At 38.1% G+C, this 16,622-nt stretch carries 15 protein-coding genes and 1 pseudogene; 8 read left to right on the forward strand and 8 right to left on the reverse strand.

Annotated elements, in window-relative coordinates; all coding sequences use genetic code 11:
* Positions 1 to 175: 175 nt before the first annotated feature.
* Entirely contained in the window at positions 176 to 1,789 is a 1,614-nt protein-coding gene (locus tag B5X53_RS00430) for an Ig-like domain-containing domain (RefSeq protein WP_079711256.1), read from the forward strand.
* Here the strand turns inward: B5X53_RS00430 and B5X53_RS00435 are convergent.
* Complete coding sequence (locus B5X53_RS00435) at positions 1,776 to 2,555, reverse strand: amidohydrolase (protein ID WP_079711257.1); 780 nt, start codon at positions 2,553 to 2,555, stop codon at positions 1,776 to 1,778. The genes B5X53_RS00430 and B5X53_RS00435 overlap by 14 nt on opposite strands.
* A gap of 101 nt (positions 2,556 to 2,656) precedes the next feature.
* Here B5X53_RS00435 and B5X53_RS00440 point away from each other — a divergent pair, with 101 nt between their 5' ends.
* Positions 2,657 to 3,166 (forward strand): DUF1440 domain-containing protein, encoded by a 510-nt coding sequence (locus B5X53_RS00440; RefSeq protein WP_079711258.1) that lies wholly within the window; start codon positions 2,657 to 2,659, stop codon positions 3,164 to 3,166.
* Here the strand turns inward: B5X53_RS00440 and B5X53_RS00445 are convergent.
* From B5X53_RS00445 to B5X53_RS00455, 3 genes are read right to left on the reverse strand one after another with little or no spacing between them, the layout of a single operon-like run.
* Positions 3,163 to 5,637 (reverse strand): ligase-associated DNA damage response DEXH box helicase, encoded by a 2,475-nt coding sequence (locus B5X53_RS00445; RefSeq protein ID WP_079711259.1) that lies wholly within the window; start codon positions 5,635 to 5,637, stop codon positions 3,163 to 3,165. The genes B5X53_RS00440 and B5X53_RS00445 overlap by 4 nt on opposite strands.
* 53 nt (positions 5,638 to 5,690) lie before the next feature.
* Positions 5,691 to 7,286, reverse strand: coding sequence for an ATP-dependent DNA ligase (locus tag B5X53_RS00450; protein WP_079711260.1), 1,596 nt, complete (start codon positions 7,284 to 7,286; stop codon positions 5,691 to 5,693).
* 49 nt (positions 7,287 to 7,335) lie between these two features.
* Positions 7,336 to 8,355, reverse strand: coding sequence for a ligase-associated DNA damage response exonuclease (locus tag B5X53_RS00455; protein WP_079711261.1), 1,020 nt, complete (start codon positions 8,353 to 8,355; stop codon positions 7,336 to 7,338).
* Positions 8,356 to 8,509: 154 nt separating this feature from the next.
* On the opposite strand from B5X53_RS00455, the gene B5X53_RS00460 reads away from it, so the two are divergent.
* Positions 8,510 to 8,932, forward strand: a complete 423-nt coding sequence (locus B5X53_RS00460; RefSeq protein ID WP_079711262.1) for a TerB family tellurite resistance protein — start codon at positions 8,510 to 8,512, stop codon at positions 8,930 to 8,932.
* A gap of 158 nt (positions 8,933 to 9,090) precedes the next feature.
* Here the strand turns inward: B5X53_RS00460 and fbp are convergent, their stop codons facing one another.
* Entirely contained in the window at positions 9,091 to 10,098 is a 1,008-nt protein-coding gene (gene fbp / locus B5X53_RS00465) for a class 1 fructose-bisphosphatase (RefSeq protein ID WP_079711263.1), read from the reverse strand.
* Between the two features lie 201 nt (positions 10,099 to 10,299).
* Between fbp and B5X53_RS00470 the strand changes: the two genes are divergently transcribed.
* From B5X53_RS00470 to B5X53_RS00490, 5 genes are all read left to right on the forward strand, one after another.
* Entirely contained in the window at positions 10,300 to 10,782 is a 483-nt protein-coding gene (locus B5X53_RS00470) for a GNAT family N-acetyltransferase (protein WP_079711264.1), read from the forward strand.
* Between the two features lie 72 nt (positions 10,783 to 10,854).
* The gene (locus tag B5X53_RS00475) at positions 10,855 to 11,325 is read left to right on the forward strand and encodes a GNAT family N-acetyltransferase (RefSeq protein WP_079711265.1); all 471 of its coding nucleotides are present in this window, start codon (positions 10,855 to 10,857) and stop codon (positions 11,323 to 11,325) included.
* Between the two features lie 5 nt (positions 11,326 to 11,330).
* Positions 11,331 to 12,581, forward strand: a complete 1,251-nt coding sequence (locus B5X53_RS00480) for an aspartate kinase (protein WP_079711266.1) — start codon at positions 11,331 to 11,333, stop codon at positions 12,579 to 12,581.
* Between the two features lie 10 nt (positions 12,582 to 12,591).
* Positions 12,592 to 14,391: a GNAT family N-acyltransferase gene (locus tag B5X53_RS00485; RefSeq protein WP_079711267.1), complete on the forward strand. Its 1,800-nt coding sequence runs from the start codon at positions 12,592 to 12,594 to the stop codon at positions 14,389 to 14,391.
* 88 nt (positions 14,392 to 14,479) lie between these two features.
* Entirely contained in the window at positions 14,480 to 15,130 is a 651-nt protein-coding gene (locus tag B5X53_RS00490; protein WP_079711268.1) for an SDR family oxidoreductase, read from the forward strand.
* 74 nt (positions 15,131 to 15,204) lie between these two features.
* On the opposite strand, the gene B5X53_RS00495 is transcribed toward B5X53_RS00490, so the two are convergent.
* The 3 genes and pseudogenes from B5X53_RS00495 to B5X53_RS00505 form a co-directional block, all read right to left on the reverse strand.
* Positions 15,205 to 15,621: an arsenate reductase ArsC gene (locus B5X53_RS00495; RefSeq protein WP_079711704.1), complete on the reverse strand. Its 417-nt coding sequence runs from the start codon at positions 15,619 to 15,621 to the stop codon at positions 15,205 to 15,207.
* A gap of 11 nt (positions 15,622 to 15,632) precedes the next feature.
* Positions 15,633 to 16,118, reverse strand: a complete 486-nt coding sequence (locus B5X53_RS00500; RefSeq protein ID WP_079711269.1) for a DUF6428 family protein — start codon at positions 16,116 to 16,118, stop codon at positions 15,633 to 15,635.
* 101 nt (positions 16,119 to 16,219) lie between these two features.
* Positions 16,220 to 16,546 (reverse strand): annotated as a pseudogene (locus B5X53_RS00505) (VOC family protein).
* Positions 16,547 to 16,622 lie beyond the last annotated feature (76 nt).

Genomic DNA, 16,622 nt, shown 5'->3' on the forward strand with positions numbered 1-16,622 from the left:
ATCCTGTTGGTAGACGATTTAGTAACCAAAGAAGCAACGGTGGAAGCCTGCGGCAATAAGTTACTGAAAATTAAAAACACTAAATAAAGTATCGCAACTATGGCAATTACCGATTGATACACGCGTTAAAACCTAAAATAATTGTTTCTTTGCTTTTAGATTTCATTTTTAAATTATGCTGAAACGAATTCCAGGAATTTTACTTGTTGCTGCCCTACTTTTGCTTTGTGTGCAATGCGCAAAAAAAGGAATGCCTGAAGGTGGCCCTGAAGATGAAGAACCACCACAATTTATAAGGGCTAATCCTGAAAATTACAACACTAATTTCTCTGCAGAAGAAATCAGGATTATCTTCAACGAATATGTAAAATTAGAAGATGCACGTCAGCAAATTGTAATTTCACCCCCAATAGAACCACGCCCAACAATTATACCTATGGGTACGGCGCGCAAAGATGTACGCGTCCAAAACATGGATTCCCTTCAGGAAAATACTACTTACACCATAAATTTCGGAAAAAGTATTGTAGACAACAACGAAGGCAACCCTTTACCGTATTTTAAATATGTTTTCTCTACCGGCGATTATCTGGATTCTTTGAAAATTTCTGGAACTATAAAAGACGCTAATTTGAAAGCCCCAAACGAATTCATTTCCATTTTTTTATATGAAGTAGATTCAACTTTTTCAGATTCTTTGGTTTATAAAGAAACTCCCCGTTATATCACATACACTTTAGACAGCAGCGTAAATTTTGAACTCGAAAATCTTAAGGAAGGCACTTACCAGATACTTGCTGTTGAAGACAATAACGATAATTATAATTTTAATCCTAAAAACGAAAAAATAGGTTTTGTTGAAAATTATATCACACTACCTACAGATTCTACTTACCAAATCACCATCTTTAAAGAAGAACTGGAATTTGAACCAGAAAGACCTAAACTCCTAAAAGGAAATCAAATTCTGTTCGGTTATGAAGGAAATAAGGGAGTAGATAGTGTAGAAATTAATCTCTTAACCCCGGAACCAGAAGGTTTTCAATCCAGAATTGTAAAAGATAGAAAAACCGATACGCTTTATTACTGGTATAATATTCGGCCTGAATATGACAGTCTTTCTTTTGAAGTGGTTAGCCCTACCCGCCGTGATACTTTATTTACAAAAATTGCAGAAGCCGACCGTGATTCGCTAAATATCACAACAGAACCTTCTGGTGGTATTGAATTTGAACAGGATTTCAGGCTGAAAGCCAATACGCCAATTACAGGTTTCAATCAGGATCTAATTAGCATTCGAGATGGGGATTCTGTTATAGTCCCTTTTAATGCTGAAATGCGCAGGCTGGAAAATGAAATTGTTATTTCTTTTGAAAAAGAAGAAAGCACCGATTATCGCGTAACTGCTTTACCGGGAGCCATTACCGATCTTTTTGAAGAAACCAACGATACCATTCAGCAAAGTTTAAATACCAAATCTTATGCAGATTATGGCAGTATTATTCTAACGCTTCAGAATGTTAATAGGTTTCCGTTACTGGTTCAACTCACTGACGAAAAAGGAGAAATACAGGCAGAAAAATATTCTGATGGGAACACCAATTTACATTTTCGGTATTTAAAACCCGGAAAATACCTTATTCGGGTAATTTTCGACGATAATGAAAACCAAAAATGGGACACCGGAAATTACCTGAAAAGAGTTCAGCCGGAAGAAATTCAATATTATCGCGATACCATAGATGTTCGGTCTAACTGGGATATGCCGGAGACTTTTACTTTAGAGTAAATTCATCTCTATCCTGAAGAAATTTTAACTTTCCACGGGTTTCTTCAAGATGTTTTTTATCCAAGGTAATTTCCTCTACAAATGGTTCTTCGCGATCCAATTCTGTAAGATTTTTTCCCAAACAATCGTAAGCCGCCGTATGGCCATTATATTCGTAACCATCGCCGTCATTACCCGTTCGGTTAACACCAATGCAATAACTCATATTTTCTATTGCGCGGGCTTTTAAAAGTGTATCCCAGGCAAAAACGCGCTTGCTTGGCCAATTGGCTACATAAATCAACAGGTCATAATCTTCAGTATTTCTTGCAAAAACAGGAAATCGAAGATCATAACAAACCAACGGACAAATTTTCCAGCCTTTATAATCAACAATTAATCTTTCTTTTCCGGCGGTATAAGTTTGATCTTCCTTGGCAAGTGTAAAAGTGTGACGTTTATCGTAGATTTTATAACTTCCGTCAGGAAAAACAAAGAATAGTCGGTTAAAATAATTATCATTTTCAGTTATAATCACGCTGCCTGTAACCGCAGCGTTTTTCAATTTAGCCATTTCGCGTATCCAGTTCAGCGTCAAACCATCGGTTTTTTCAGCTAATTTACTTGCATTCATACTGAATCCGGTTGTAAACATTTCCGGAAGAATTATAAGATCAATTTCTTCTGAAAGCGCCTTAATTTCTTTTGAAAAAAAACTGCGATTAGCCTGGGGATTTTCCCATTTTAAATTTGCCTGAATTAGTGCGGTGTTTAGTTTCTGTGCCATATTCAAAATTACCAAAATTTAAATATCTGCTGCTAAATCCTTGTTAAACAATTGTAGATAAATCTTATAATAGATAGTTTTAATCTGTAAAATAGTTTATTATGAAAGTACAAGCTTTACTCAATAAAGATTCATATTCTAAAGCCACGGGCCGCGGACTTCTTGCCGGTGTAATTGGCGGACTCGCCGGCACGGCTGTAAAAAGCCTGGTTGAGCATTTTCTCCCGGTTAGAAAAATAGAACAACGTTCTGCCCAAATTAAAATCGTAGACGATCTTTCTACCAAAATCACCGGTTCGCCAATAAGTGTTCAAAATGAAGAATTGGCAGAGCAATTAGTGAATTTCCCTATTGGCGCAAGCGTAGGCGCAGCTTACGGGTTTGGAAAAAAGGATAACGACGAATTAAATATTAAAGACGGAATTATTCTTGGAAGTTCTACCTGGATCACTACTCACGAAACTTCCCTGCCATTAATGGGCCTTGAACCAAAACCTACCGATGTACCAATTAGAATGCAAATGAACGAACTTTTTGCACACGTTCTGTTTGGGATCACTACTGAAGTGGTTCGCAGTACCGTTCTTCAAAGACTGAACGAAAGAAATTAATTTTCAAGGCTCTTCAGCATTTTTCTAATTCTGTCTTCCAGTTTTTCTGAAGACAATTTTTCCCGTAGCCTGTCGGTAATAATCGGGAAAGAAAACGGTGTGGGTTTTTCACAGTTTTTCCAGACGATATTTTGAAGATGAATGCGCTCTAAAGCCAATCTTAATCGGCCTTCTTCCAGTTGGTGCTCAAAAGTTTCTTTGAAGGATTGTAAATACAATAAATTATCATCTTCATAATCTTTAAAAACACCAAACAGCAGTTGTGAACTGCTTTGTAAATGTTTGCTTTTAATCAATTTATTTGGGTAGCCGGTAAAAACCATTCCGGCAATCACCGCAATATCACGGAATTTCCGCCGGGCCATTTCCGTAGCATTTAAACTTTTATAAAGATCGTCCATTAGAAATTCTGCGGAAAACAAATCGTTATCCAAAACCTGTTGCATATCTATTTCCTGGTCTGAAAGCAACTCAAAACCATAATCATTAAAAGCTATGCTGAAGGAAATAGGTGAAAGTAAACTGATGCGATAAGCCAGCAAACTTCCCAAAGCTTCGTGTACAAACCGACCTTCAAACGGATAAAAAATTGCGTGATAACCTTCGCGAGTTTTAAAAGTTTCAATTAAAAATTCATTTTTATTCGGAATAATAGATTCTTTTTGTTGCCTTTCCAGAATTGGCCGTAAAGCTTTTAATTCTGGCGATTTTTCAGCTGCACCGGAAGAAACAGATGCTGAAGCAGCGTACATTTCTTCCCGGAGCAATTCACTCATTTGGGCTGAGAAAGACATCCTACCACCCTGCCAACTGGGGACTTTAGAGGATTTTTTCTTCGATTTTCGCACTAAAACCTGCATACTTTTAATCCTAACCAGTTCTAGGTTTCTACCTGCAAAAGTAAACACATCCCCCGGCGTAAGTTTAGAAATAAACCATTCTTCAATTGTGCCAATATAACCGCCTTTCAGGTATTTTACACTCAGCATAGCATCACTTACAATCGTTCCAATTTGCAGTCGGTGGCGCATGGCAATTCCACGGTTGTTCACCTTAAATCGGCCGTCTTCTTCAATTTCAATTTTCTTGTATTCATCGTAAGCCTGCAAACTCTGGCTCCCTTTGGTCACAAAGTTTAAGATCCAAATCCACTCGTCTTCGGTCATCGTACTAAAACAAAAAGTGGAATTAATTTCTGGCCAGATTTCCTTGGGGAAAAATCCGTTGGAAACCGCCAACGTGGTTAGATATTGCACCAAAACATCAAAACTCAGCAAATACGGAATTCTATCTTCCACGGCGGTTTTCTTAACCGCTTTTTGCAAAGCCGAAGCTTCAATAAGCTCTATAGCGTGCGTAGGCAGAAAATGAATTACACTTTCTTTTCCCGGCTGGTGACCACTTCTTCCTGCCCGCTGTAAAAACCGTGCCACCCCCTTTGGTCCACCAATTTGAATAATGGTTTCTACCGGCGCAAAATCTACTCCCAAATCCAGGCTGGAAGTGCAAACCACCGCTTTTAAAGATTCATTTCTAATGGCCTGTTCTACCCACAGTCGGGTATCTTTATTAATGCTGCCGTGGTGCATCGCTACCTCCCCGGCAAATTCCGGATATTTATTAATTAATTTCTGAAACCAAATTTCGCATTGCGATCGGGTATTTGTAAAAAGTAGGGTGGTTCTGGAATTGTTGATAATGGGTACCACCTCATCAATAAGATGCAAACCTAAATGCCCGCGCCAGGGAAACTTCTCCATTCTCTCCGGAATAACGGATTTCACAGTTATTTTTTTCTTCAAATTCGCCCTTATCAAAATTGAATTTTGAAAAGCTTCGGAACCTGGACCCAATAGAACTTCCCGGGCCTGTTCTAAATTTCCAATAGTTGCCGAAATTCCCCAAATACGTAAATCTTTTGAAACGGTTTTTAAACGAGACAAACCTAGTTCCATTTGCACGCCACGTTTGGTCCCTAGCAATTCGTGCCATTCATCAACCACCACAGCGCTCAGGTTTTTAAAAGTTTTTTCGTAATTTTTTGAAGAAAGCAGTAATTGCAAACTTTCAGGCGTAGTAATCAACAAATCTGGCATCGATTTTTTTTGCGCAGCACGCACTTTCTGCGGCGTATCTCCAGTACGAATTCCTACTGTTAATCCAGTTTCAATTTCATCGGCAAAACGTTGTGCGGCTTGTTCGATTTCTACCGAAAGAGCCCGTAAAGGTGTAATCCATATCGCTTTTAAACCTTTTTTTTGTGTCGTTTTATAATCAGGATTTTTCTTTAAATAATCCAAAACAATCGGCACCCAAAGCGCGTAGGTTTTTCCACTTCCTGTGGGCGCATTTAAAAGTCCGTTTTTACCCTGGAAAAAAGCCGTCCAGGTTTGTCTCTGAAAAGCAAAAGGTTTCCAATCCTGATTGGAGAACCAGGTTTCGGCGATTTGGGTGAGTTTTTTTTTGTTCATTTTCAAAGAGACCTCACAGGTTTTGAAAACCTGTGAGGTCTGGTTTTTATTAGTTAATCAGGAATCAAATCCCGCAATTCCCCCAGCGTATTTGCTTCATGGATATTTTTATCGGTTCGCCAGCGTACCATCCTGGGAAATCTGGTTGCCACCCCGCTTTTATGACGTTTTGATTCTGCAATTCCTTCAAAAGCGATTTCAAAAACGTGGTGGGGCGTTACGCTTCGCACAGGGCCGAAACGCTCTAGAGTGTTTTTCTTGATCCAGTTGTCCAGTTTTCTAAATTCAGCATCGGTTAGGCCCGAATATGCTTTGGCGAAAGTCACTAATTCTTTTTTCTCATCATCCCACAAACCGAAAGTATAATCGGTAAACAAATTACTTCGTCTTCCGTGACCGCGCATCGCATAAGTAAGTACTGCATCTACCGTAAGCGGATCTACTTTCCATTTCCACCAGTCACCTTTTTTTCGTCCGACTAAATAAGGCGAATCCAATCTCTTCAACATTAATCCTTCTGATTTCTCTTCTCGGGCACCTTCACGTTCTTCGGCAACTTCAGTCCAGCTTTTAAAGGAAATCCGTTCCGATAAATGTAAGTGGATTTCTTCCGAAGAAACTTCAGCATAAAGCTTTTCGAGGATTTTTCTACGTTCTTCAAATGGATGGATGCGAATATCTTCTCCTTTCCATTCTAATACATCATAAGCCTTTAAAATTACCGGCGTTTTTTCAAGCAATTTTTTACTGATGTTTTTTCTTCCAATCCGGGTTTGCAGGTCTTTAAAAGTTCCAATTTTTCCTTCCGGAAATGGTAATATTTCTCCGTCGATTACCGTTCCATTGGGAATATTACCTATAAATTTTTCGAATTCAGGATATTTATCGGTTACCAGTTCTTCCCCACGGCTCCACACAAAAAGTTCATCGTTCCTTACAATTACCTGCGAGCGGATACCATCCCATTTATGCTCGGCGCTCCACTCTTCTACATCGCCCAGTTCTTCCACTTTGCCATCTAGCGCGTAAGCCAGGTAAAACGGGTATGGTTTCGACAAATAATCTTCTTCATTTTCCTCTAAAATCAGTTTTTTAAAAGTGGTTTTTTCGGGTTTCCAGTTACCCATCATTTTATAGGCAAGAATATCTTCATCGATATCAGTGGCTTTTGCTAGGGCACGGGTCATTAATTTTTGACTAACCCCAATTCGAAAACTTCCGGTAATGAGTTTGGTAAAAACAAAGCGTTCGTAATAATTCAGTGAAAGCCAGTTTTGGTGCAGATATTCTTTTTTTTCAGCTTCGGTCTTAGCTTTTAAATCAATAATTTCCTGAAGGAACTGATTTAAACTTTTTTCCGAAGGTTCCTCGGCTGGCGGGATTACCAAAGCAATGGTTTCCGCTAAATCACCTACAATATGATAAGATTCTTCAAATAACCACAGCGGAATATTTGCAAGCTCTGAAGCCCATTCTCTCATTAGCGTAGTATTTACCGGACGCGGCGGACGGCGATGCGATAAAATAGCAATGGTCCAAACCTTGTCTTTCTCTTCGGCGTTTTTAAAATAATGGGTTAAAGCCGCTACTTTTAGGGTGGTTTTATTGGTGCTATCCAAAGTTTTTATAAGTTCTGCAAAGTCTTTCATTAGGGTTTTCTAAAGTTACTTCTCGACTGCGCTTGAAGTGACAAAACGTTCATTTTTCTACTTCTTTTTTTGATTCTTCCTCCCCCATTTCGCCTTCGTATTGGGTTTCCTCGGTTCGGGCATCGTAGCCGATTTCCCTTAAATAGCGGGAGAAAATATCGGTATAACCGTGGGTACAAATTACTTTTTCTGCTCCCGTGGCTTTTATCGATTTTAACAATCCCTGCCAGTCGCAATGATCGGAAAGTACGAAACCGCGGTCTATGGCCCTTCTTCGGCGTGCACCGCGAAAGGTCATCCAGCCGCTGGCCGAAGCCGTAACATACGGTACCATTTTCTTGATCCACGGACTACCATGGGCGCTTGGTGGCGCTACCACTATATTTCCTTTAATTTCATCTTTTTTGGTCTCTCGGGTTATCAAAGTGCTTTCAGGCATTTCAGATAAAGGCCGGATTACTTCTGTCATATTTTCTATGGCGCCGTGAGTGTAAATTTTCCCGATGGAAGTGTCGAGATGCTTTAGCAGGCGTTGTGCTTTGCCCAGGGAATAACCAAAAATCACAGAAGTCTGCCCATTTTCTTTATTCTGTTGCCACCAGTTATTGATTTCAGCAAAAACTTCCGCTTGCGGTTGCCATTTAAAAGCGGGTAATCCAAATGTACATTCGGTAATAAAAGTGTGACATTTTACCGGTTCATAAGGCACCGCCACACCATCATTTTCATCTTTATAATCGCCGGTAAAAACCCAAACTTCACCTTTATACTCTACGCGAATTTGGGAAGATCCAATAATATGCCCGGCCGGGTGTAATGAAAATTTCACCCCGTTTATAGTAAAAGTTTCGTTCCATTCCTTGCCTGCAACTTCAATATCACCTAACCGATGTTTTATAATAGGAACATTGCTGTGATGGGTGATATATTTTTTGTTTCCCCACCGAGAATGATCGGCGTGGCCATGGGAAATAATAGCTTTGTCTACCGGTTTCCACGGGTCCAGATACACATCTGCAGCTTCGCAGTAAATTCCTTTTTTATTAAAAGCGAGTAATGGTGGTTTCATTTTTTGACTACTTAAAATGAAATTACCGAAAATGAAAGGCTTAAAAAAGGGATTAAGAAAAGATTAGCGATTGATGAAATCCTAAACTTTTAGAAGCTTTTTGATGAATTTTATTTTTAGCTTTAAGTATATTTGCACTACCAAAATATTAAAAATGTCATTTTCAGATTTATTTGATTCGGGGGAGCATCTTCGCAACATTAACCATTTTGCATCTATTGTAAATCTTGCAAGTTCAGATGGTGCGATTAACGATAAGGAGCGTGTTCTTTTAGAGCGTTTTGCCCGTAAACTTGATATTAGCGAACAGGAATACAAAATGGTTATTAAACGCCCAGCTGACTTTCCTATCAACTCCTATAATAGCGCAGAAAAACGTTTAGAACGTTTACACGACCTTTTTAAAATTATTTTTGCCGATAACGAAATAGATGAGAATGAGGAAAACCTTATTAAGCGTTATGCTATTGGACTAGGGTTTTCTAGCGAAAATGCAGAAAAGATTATAAAAAGATCTATCCAGATTTTTAGCGGACAACTAAATTTTGAAGATTACCAGTATTTATTGGATAAATAAATTTTAAGTAATAGTTTCAAGAGTTGGAAAGTCCTGTTCTCTCCAACTCTTCCAAAAATTTTTTCAGAATTTATCTCAAGTTTATTTCAGTATTCTTGCATCTTAAATCGTGAAACAATCCCGAAGCTTCGGGACAGGATGATGAGATACTATTCTTATCATCCATATTTCTGCATAAATTCTTCAGCTTTTTCTACCATATTTTTACTCCCGCAAAAAAATGGTGCTCGTTGGTGTAATTCTGTAGGCTGAATATCCATAATTCGGTTAAAGCCATCGGTAGCCTTACCACCCGCCTGTTCCACGATAAATGCCATTGGATTACACTCGTATAACAATCTCAGTTTTCCGTTGCTGGCTTTAGAACTTTTAGGATAAATAAAAATTCCGCCTTTAATCATATTCCGGTGAATATCTGAAACCATAGAACCAATATACCTTGAAGTATAGGGACGGTCTTCTTTTTCTTCCTGGCAGTACTTTATGTATTTCTTTACACCATCGGGAAAATGCACATAATTACCCTCGTTCATAGAATAAATCTTCCCGTCTTCCGGAAATTTCATCTCGGGATGTGATAAATACCAGGATCCCAGCGCAGGATTTAGGGTGAAACCATTCACTCCGCAGCCCGTTGTGTAAACCAGCATTGTAGAAGTCCCATAAATAATATAACCGGCCGCCACCTGTTTATTACCGGGTTGCAAAAAATCTTCTTTTGTAACCGGGGTTCCAATTGGAGTCACACGACGATAAATAGAAAAAATAGTCCCGACAGAAACATTTACATCAATATTAGAGCTTCCGTCAAGCGGATCCATAAGCACCACATATTTATTTCTATTGTCGTTATTTTTTCCGGAAATAGTTATAAAATCGTCGTTCTCTTCTGAAGCAATTCCGCAGACAATTTCACGGTTTATCAGGGTTTGAATAAAAGTCTCATTGGCATAAACATCCAGTTTTTGCTGATCTTCTCCCTGAATATTGGTATCTCCATGTAATCCTAAAATATCTACTAATCCTGCTTTATTTACCTCGTGATTTACCACTTTGGCCGCCAATCTTAGGGACCTGATTAATCGGGAAAGTTCTCCCGAGGAATAAGGAAATGCTTCCTGATTTTCAATTATAAACTCTCCTAAAGTCTGATTTTTCTTAACCATTATGTACTAATATCGTTAGTTGCGTCAAAATTATTCATTTTATTCAGTTACTAAAACGTTTTCGTAAATATTATTTTGAATTTCACGAAATTTTAATACAACTCCCTTTTTCAGTTTCAATATGCATTTTTCAGCTGCTATTCTAAGAAATCCCTATTTTGAAAATTCATTCTTTACTTTTGTATTGAGCAAATCAAAAAAATGGAATTTACAATTAGAAAAGCAAGTCAGGAGGATATGACTGCGGTTTTAGAACTTATACAAGAACTGGCCGAATTCGAAAAAGAGCCTGATGCGGTAATTATTTCCGCTGAAGACCTAAAAAGGGATGGTTTTGGGGAAAATCCTTCGTTCACATGTTTTGTTGCTGAAGCAGCAGGAAAAATTGAAGGAATGGCGCTATGTTATTTTAGATATTCTACCTGGAAAGGAAAAACCGTGCACCTGGAAGACCTTGTAGTTAGGGAAAATATGCGCGGTAAAGGTTTGGGAAATGCGCTTTATAAGCGGGTTATTCAATTTGCAAAAGAAGAAGGCGTAAAACGCACCGAATGGGTAGTTTTAGAATGGAATACGCACGCACGGGATTTTTACAACCGCAGTGGTGCGACCGTTTTTACAGATTGGTGTACCGTACAAATGGAAGAGGAAGCAATGGACAAATTTCTCGCGAAATCACGTTAATAATACGCTAAGCCTTTATAAATAGCCCTTTTTATTAAAATCTATTCCTACTTTTGTAGAAACACCAAACTTATGGAATACGTTATACGCGAAGCTAAGCGGAAAGATATGCCCGCGGTTTTGGAACTTATTAAAGAACTTGCTTCTTACGAGGGTGCAACAGATGAGGTTGAAATTCACGTGAGTGATCTTGAACACGAGGGTTTTGATGAAGCCAACTTTAAATGTTTTGTCGCAGATGTTAAAGGTAAGATTGAAGGAATGGCGCTGGTTTACTTTAGGTTTTCTACCTGGAAAGGCCGTACCGTTCACCTGGAAGATCTTATTGTTAGAGAAAGTATGCGCGGAACCGGGCTTGGCGGCGCATTATATAAGAGAGTGGTAAAATATGGCCACGAAAACAGCGTTAGAAGGGTAGAATGGGTAGTTTCTGAAGGTAATAAAAACGCCCAGGAATTCTATGAAAACACCGGAGCCGATATCAAGAAAAACTGGTACACCGTGCATATGGATGAAACCGGAATTCAGAAAAACATCGATTAAAATTTATGAAGGTTTTTAAGTTTGGAGGTGCATCGGTAAAAGATGCAGCAGGGGTAAAGAATGTTCGAAATGTTTTAGAAAAAACCGGAAACGGGCCAAAGGTGATCGTTATTTCGGCTATGGGGAAAACTACCAATGCGCTGGAAATTGTTATTAAAGATTATCTTTTTGGAAAGCAAATTCCCGAAAGCCTGCAAGCTGTAGAAGACGCACATTTTACAATAATAAATGAACTTTTTCCGGAAACCCAGTCTCCTGTTTTCATTAAAATAAATACTCTTTTTACCGAACTTAGAAATTTTCTTCAGCATAATAAATCTGAGCAATACGACTTTGTATACGACCAGGTAATTTGCTACGGTGAACTGGTTTCTACTACCATAGTGAGCGAATATCTTAATTCCCAAGATATTAAAAATAACTGGCTTGATGCCCGGCAATTTGTAAAAACCGATAGCGTATACCGGGATGCCGGCGTCAACTGGGAAGACACCCAGGAAGCCATTCAGCAGAATTTAAACACAAACGAGGTAAATATTACCCAAGGATTTATTGGCTCAGATCCTAATAATTTCACCACTTCCCTGGGAAGGGAAGGAAGTGATTACACCGCGGCGATTTTTGCTTATTGTTTAAATGCTGAAAATGTAACTATTTGGAAAGATGTTCCCGGCGTTTTAAATGCCGATCCGCGAGAATTTCAAAACCCGGAATTACTTCAGCAAATTTCTTATGAAGAAGCTATTGAATTGGCTTTTTACGGTGCTTCGGTAATTCACCCAAAAACATTGCAGCCCCTTCAGCAAAAGGAAATTCCACTCTTTGTAAAACCGTTTCTAAAGCCCGAAAGTGAGGGGACCAAAGTTGGGAAAGGGCAGCTTATTTTTCCTGAAATTCCCTGTTTTATCGTTAAAAAAGACCTTGTTTTAATTTCGCTTTCCACGTTGGATTTTTCGTTTATGGTAGAAGAAAATATCAGCGAGGTTTTCAGGCTTTTTCATCAGTATCAAATGAAGGTAGATTTAATTCAGAATTCTGCGATTAGTTTTTCGGTTTGTGTAGATAATAAATTTAACCAGTTAGAGAAATTAATTCAGCATTTAAAAGCCCGATTTAAAGTTAGTTTTGTGCCCGGCGTTTCGCTTTTTACCATTCGGCATTTTAATGATGAAGCGATTAAAAGTTTAGAAAAAGATAAAGAAATTCTGCTAAAACAACTTACCCACAACACCCTCCAAATTGTAACCCGAAACTAATTTATAAAAAATGGGAATTGTAAGCTCAAGGGAAGTAGCCAAAGTGATGAACCTACAAAAAATTGGTCTTTTGGGAACATCATTAGGATGGTTGATTCTGCGAACTACCAAACTTTCCAGGCTAAACAAAGAATACCAGAAAAGAAAAAACTTAAACGGAATTGATTTTATAGATTCAATTTTAGATGGTTTTGAGATCGATTTTGAGATTCCAGAAAAAGATTTAAAACGTATTCCAAAATCTGGTCCATTTATCACAATTTCCAATCATCCTCTGGGCGGAATTGACGGAATGATTTTGATGAAAGTATTACTACATCAGCGTCCCGATTATAAAGTAATTGCTAATTTTCTCTTACATCGTTTAGATCCGTTAATACCGTATATTATGCCGGTAAACCCGTTTGAAGATCATAAAGATGCGAAATCGAGTTTAGGGGGAATTAAAGAAGCGATTTATCATTTAAAGGATGGCCACGCTTTGGGAATGTTCCCCGCGGGAGAAGTTTCCACCTATAAAGACGAAAAACTTATTGTAGATAAACCCTGGGAACCGGCGGCAATGAAGCTTATTCAAAAGGCAAAAGTTCCTGTAGTACCTATTTATTTTCACGCTAAAAATTCTACTTTTTTCTATAGGCTGGCTTCAATGAGCGATATTTTGCGTACCGCCAAACTGCCTAGCGAGATGCTTACGCAGAAAAGAAGAAAAATTAAGGTAAGGATTGGAAATCCCATTTCGGTTGAAGATCAGATAGCACATCCAAATTTAGAAGCTTTTACCGCATTTTTACGCCGAAAAACATATATGCTGGCCAATGTTTTTGAAAAGAAAAAGCTTTTTGATATCCCGAAGCACCTCAAACTTCCAAAATCTCCAAAAAAAATTGCTGCAGAAACGGCTGAAGCGTTAATGGAAATTGAAGTCGAAAATTGCCGAAAAATGGACAAACGGTTACTGTCCAGCAAAAATTACGAAGTTTTCTTAGCAAAAAAGGAAGTGATTCCGCATATCGTTGCCGAACTGGGAAGGCTACGGGAAATCACTTTTAGGGCCATTGGAGAAGGCACCAACAATGCCACCGATCTTGATAAATTTGACGAGTATTATTATCACTTGTTCTTATGGGATAATGAAGCCAAAAAAATAGCGGGAGCATACCGTATGGGAATGGGAAATGAAATTTATGCCAAGTACGGAATTGATGGATTTTACCTTCAGGAATTATTTAGATTTGAACCCGAATTGCACAAAATGATGAGCCAGTCTATAGAAATGGGACGGGCGTTTATCATTAAAGACTATCAGCAAAAACCTATGCCGCTGTTTTTACTCTGGAAAGGAATTGTGCATTGTACCCTGCGTTTTCCCGAGCATAAATATTTAATTGGCGGAGTGAGTATTAGCAATAAATTTTCAAATTTTTCAAAATCGCTGATGATTGAGTTTATGAAATCGCATTATTACGATCCAGACGTCGCGCGATTTATTAAGCCGAAAAAAGAGTTTAAAGTAAAACTAAAAGACGCCGATAAAGATTTTGTTTTTGACGCCAGTAAAGCCGATCTCAATAAATTCGATAAGATTATTGATGAAATTGAGCCAGAAAATATGCGCTTACCGGTTTTAATTAAAAAATACATTAAGCAAAATGCAAAAGTGGTAGCTTTTAATGTAGACCCCCTTTTTAATAATGCGGTAGATGGTTTAATGTATATAAAAATTGAAGATCTACCTGAAAGCACCGTACAACCGGTGATGGAAGAATTTCAGAAAGAACTGGAAGAAAAGTTTAATTCAGCACATTAAGCTGTTAATTTCATGTTATTCTGAAGCATTCATTATGAAGGTTTTTAATTCATCCTTATCTTCAAACTGATTAAAATTTAAAGCAAAAATGGAAAAGATATTAATAGCCGGTTCAACCGGACAAACTGGAAAAAGGGTAATTGAAATTTTAAACAATACCGAACATTTCAAGCCAATCGCGATGATTCGTAAAGAGGAGCAGAAGCAAATCTTTGACGATATGGAGGTAGAGAGCGTGATGGCAGATCTTGAAGGCGATATAGAACACGCTTTTAAAGGAATTGACCGTGTGATTTTTGCAGCAGGTTCTGGTGGTAGCACCGGCCCCGATAAAACTACGGCGGTAGACCAGGAAGGAGCTAAAAAAATGGTTGACGCTGCTAAGAAATTCAATGTAAAGAAATTTATTATGCTTAGCGCAATGGGAACCGATAAACCGGAAGAAGGCGGAGATCTTGAACATTACCTGAGAGCGAAAAAAGAAGCCGATGATTATTTAGTAGACAGCGGAATTGTTTATACTATCGTTCGGCCGGGTGCATTGACGGACGATATGGGTCTTGCCAAGGTAAAATTAGACCTTAAACTAAATGAACGCGGAGAAATTTCTCGCGATGATGTAGCCTTTTTACTGGTTATGTGCCTTGCCGATCCTTTAGGAAAAAACATGGCGTTCGAGGCGTTGGAAGGAGAAGAATCTATTAAATCCGCGCTTATTGAACTGAGCCAGAATAATTAGGAGAAAGTTCCCCAATAACCTTTTATTTAAATGCTGTTTGATAATGTTCACATTATCAAACAGCATTTTTTAATTTATAAATTATCATTTACAAACTTTTCACACCAGGCTTTAATTTCATTTCTGGTGGTTTTAAATGCTTTCTTAATTTCTTCTTCAGAACCTTCAACTTTTGACGGATCTTTGAAATTCTGATGTAGCCTCACCGCATTTTTCGATGGAATAAAAGGACAATTCTCGTTCGCGTGATCACAAACCGTAATTATAAAATCGAATTCTACCTCCTTATATTCATCAACATGATTACTGGTGTGATGAGAAATATCCAACCTATCTTCTTTCATTATAGCAACCGCTTTTTTATTTAGGCCGTGAGTTTCTATCCCTGCACTGTAAATATTAGCCCTTTCTTTGGCAAAATGCTCTAAATATCCCTGCGCCATCTGGCTCCTGCAGGAATTTCCGGTACAAAGTACAAGTACGTTTTTCATAAAAGATTTTTTTAACAACATCCGCCACCGGGTGCGCACTCGCTAGAACTCGCCATAGAAGGTTCTGCTACGCCACAGGTTTCTTTAGCTTTACAGTCGGTTGGGTTTACGTCTAATTGTATCAGTAAATTTCCATTTTTAATGCTAAAGCCGGTTACGAATAAGTGAGCGGTATGGAAGTTTGCATTACTGTATTCAAACTTAACCTCAGCTTCCAAATCGTAAGCTTTCATATGCCCGACTTTATCTAAAATAGATAAAGCTTTGGAAACTTGCATAAATTCAGTTTTTCCAATTTCTTCCGGACTTTCCCAAAGTTGAATAATGGTTTCGCTCCAGGCATCGGTTCCCGCCCCACAGTCTACGGAGTCGATTTTCAGATGCTTTACTTCGGTTATATGATAATTTGCCCCAATTAGTAAGTTAGGCGCGTATTCAAACAACAGTGGTTTTTCCTGATGTTGTTTCAGCAAATCGAATAATTCTGATGTTTTCATAATTTAAATATTTATATATCGCAATATTACGATTAATAAGAATTAGATAAAAGAAGAATTAAATATTTTTTCTGTTTATACTACAAAAAGAATGTTTTAGCTTAGAGAAATGCCTTATCGTTCGGTTCCCAAAGTTCTATTTTATTTCCTTCCAAATCCATTATCCAACCAAATTTTCCTTCTTCAACCTTTTGAATTTCGTCCATTACCTCAACACCTTCACCTTTTAAGGTTTCCAGTAATTCATTTAGATTTTCCACCCGGTAATTCATCATAAAGTCCTTTCTGAAGGCTTAAAATGATCGGTATCTTCCTTGAACGGACTCCCTTGAGTAGAGCATTTATTACTTTGCTATGCATTCTTTTACCGCTTTTAGATCCTTAGACTTAAAGAAAACCCCACCACTTCCCGTGACTCTTTTATTCATCTTCTTTGAATATGTTTTTCTGAAAATACGATAAATCAGTGAAAATTTTAAACTATAAAAGTCAATCCTGCTAATT

It is taken from the genome of Salegentibacter salinarum, from assembly GCF_900168115.1.
GTDB lineage: Bacteria > Bacteroidota > Bacteroidia > Flavobacteriales > Flavobacteriaceae > Salegentibacter > Salegentibacter salinarum.

What these genes read in the sequence shown, in the direction of transcription:
- B5X53_RS00480 (WP_079711266.1), top strand. Translation starts at nt 11,331, where the DNA reads ATGAAGGTTTTTAAGTTTGGAGGTGCATCGGTAAAAGATGCAGCAGGG.
- B5X53_RS00500 (WP_079711269.1), bottom strand. Translation starts at nt 16,118, where the DNA reads ATGAAAACATCAGAATTATTCGATTTGCTGAAACAACATCAGGAAAAA.
- B5X53_RS00430 (WP_079711256.1), top strand. Translation starts at nt 176, where the DNA reads ATGCTGAAACGAATTCCAGGAATTTTACTTGTTGCTGCCCTACTTTTG.
- B5X53_RS00485 (WP_079711267.1), top strand. Translation starts at nt 12,592, where the DNA reads ATGGGAATTGTAAGCTCAAGGGAAGTAGCCAAAGTGATGAACCTACAA.
- B5X53_RS00450 (WP_079711260.1), bottom strand. Translation starts at nt 7,286, where the DNA reads ATGAAAGACTTTGCAGAACTTATAAAAACTTTGGATAGCACCAATAAA.
- B5X53_RS00460 (WP_079711262.1), top strand. Translation starts at nt 8,510, where the DNA reads ATGTCATTTTCAGATTTATTTGATTCGGGGGAGCATCTTCGCAACATT.
- B5X53_RS00435 (WP_079711257.1), bottom strand. Translation starts at nt 2,555, where the DNA reads ATGGCACAGAAACTAAACACCGCACTAATTCAGGCAAATTTAAAATGG.
- B5X53_RS00490 (WP_079711268.1), top strand. Translation starts at nt 14,480, where the DNA reads ATGGAAAAGATATTAATAGCCGGTTCAACCGGACAAACTGGAAAAAGG.
- fbp (WP_079711263.1), bottom strand. Translation starts at nt 10,098, where the DNA reads ATGGTTAAGAAAAATCAGACTTTAGGAGAGTTTATAATTGAAAATCAG.
- B5X53_RS00470 (WP_079711264.1), top strand. Translation starts at nt 10,300, where the DNA reads ATGGAATTTACAATTAGAAAAGCAAGTCAGGAGGATATGACTGCGGTT.
- B5X53_RS00455 (WP_079711261.1), bottom strand. Translation starts at nt 8,355, where the DNA reads ATGAAACCACCATTACTCGCTTTTAATAAAAAAGGAATTTACTGCGAA.
- B5X53_RS00445 (WP_079711259.1), bottom strand. Translation starts at nt 5,637, where the DNA reads ATGAACAAAAAAAAACTCACCCAAATCGCCGAAACCTGGTTCTCCAAT.
- B5X53_RS00440 (WP_079711258.1), top strand. Translation starts at nt 2,657, where the DNA reads ATGAAAGTACAAGCTTTACTCAATAAAGATTCATATTCTAAAGCCACG.
- B5X53_RS00495 (WP_079711704.1), bottom strand. Translation starts at nt 15,621, where the DNA reads ATGAAAAACGTACTTGTACTTTGTACCGGAAATTCCTGCAGGAGCCAG.
- B5X53_RS00475 (WP_079711265.1), top strand. Translation starts at nt 10,855, where the DNA reads ATGGAATACGTTATACGCGAAGCTAAGCGGAAAGATATGCCCGCGGTT.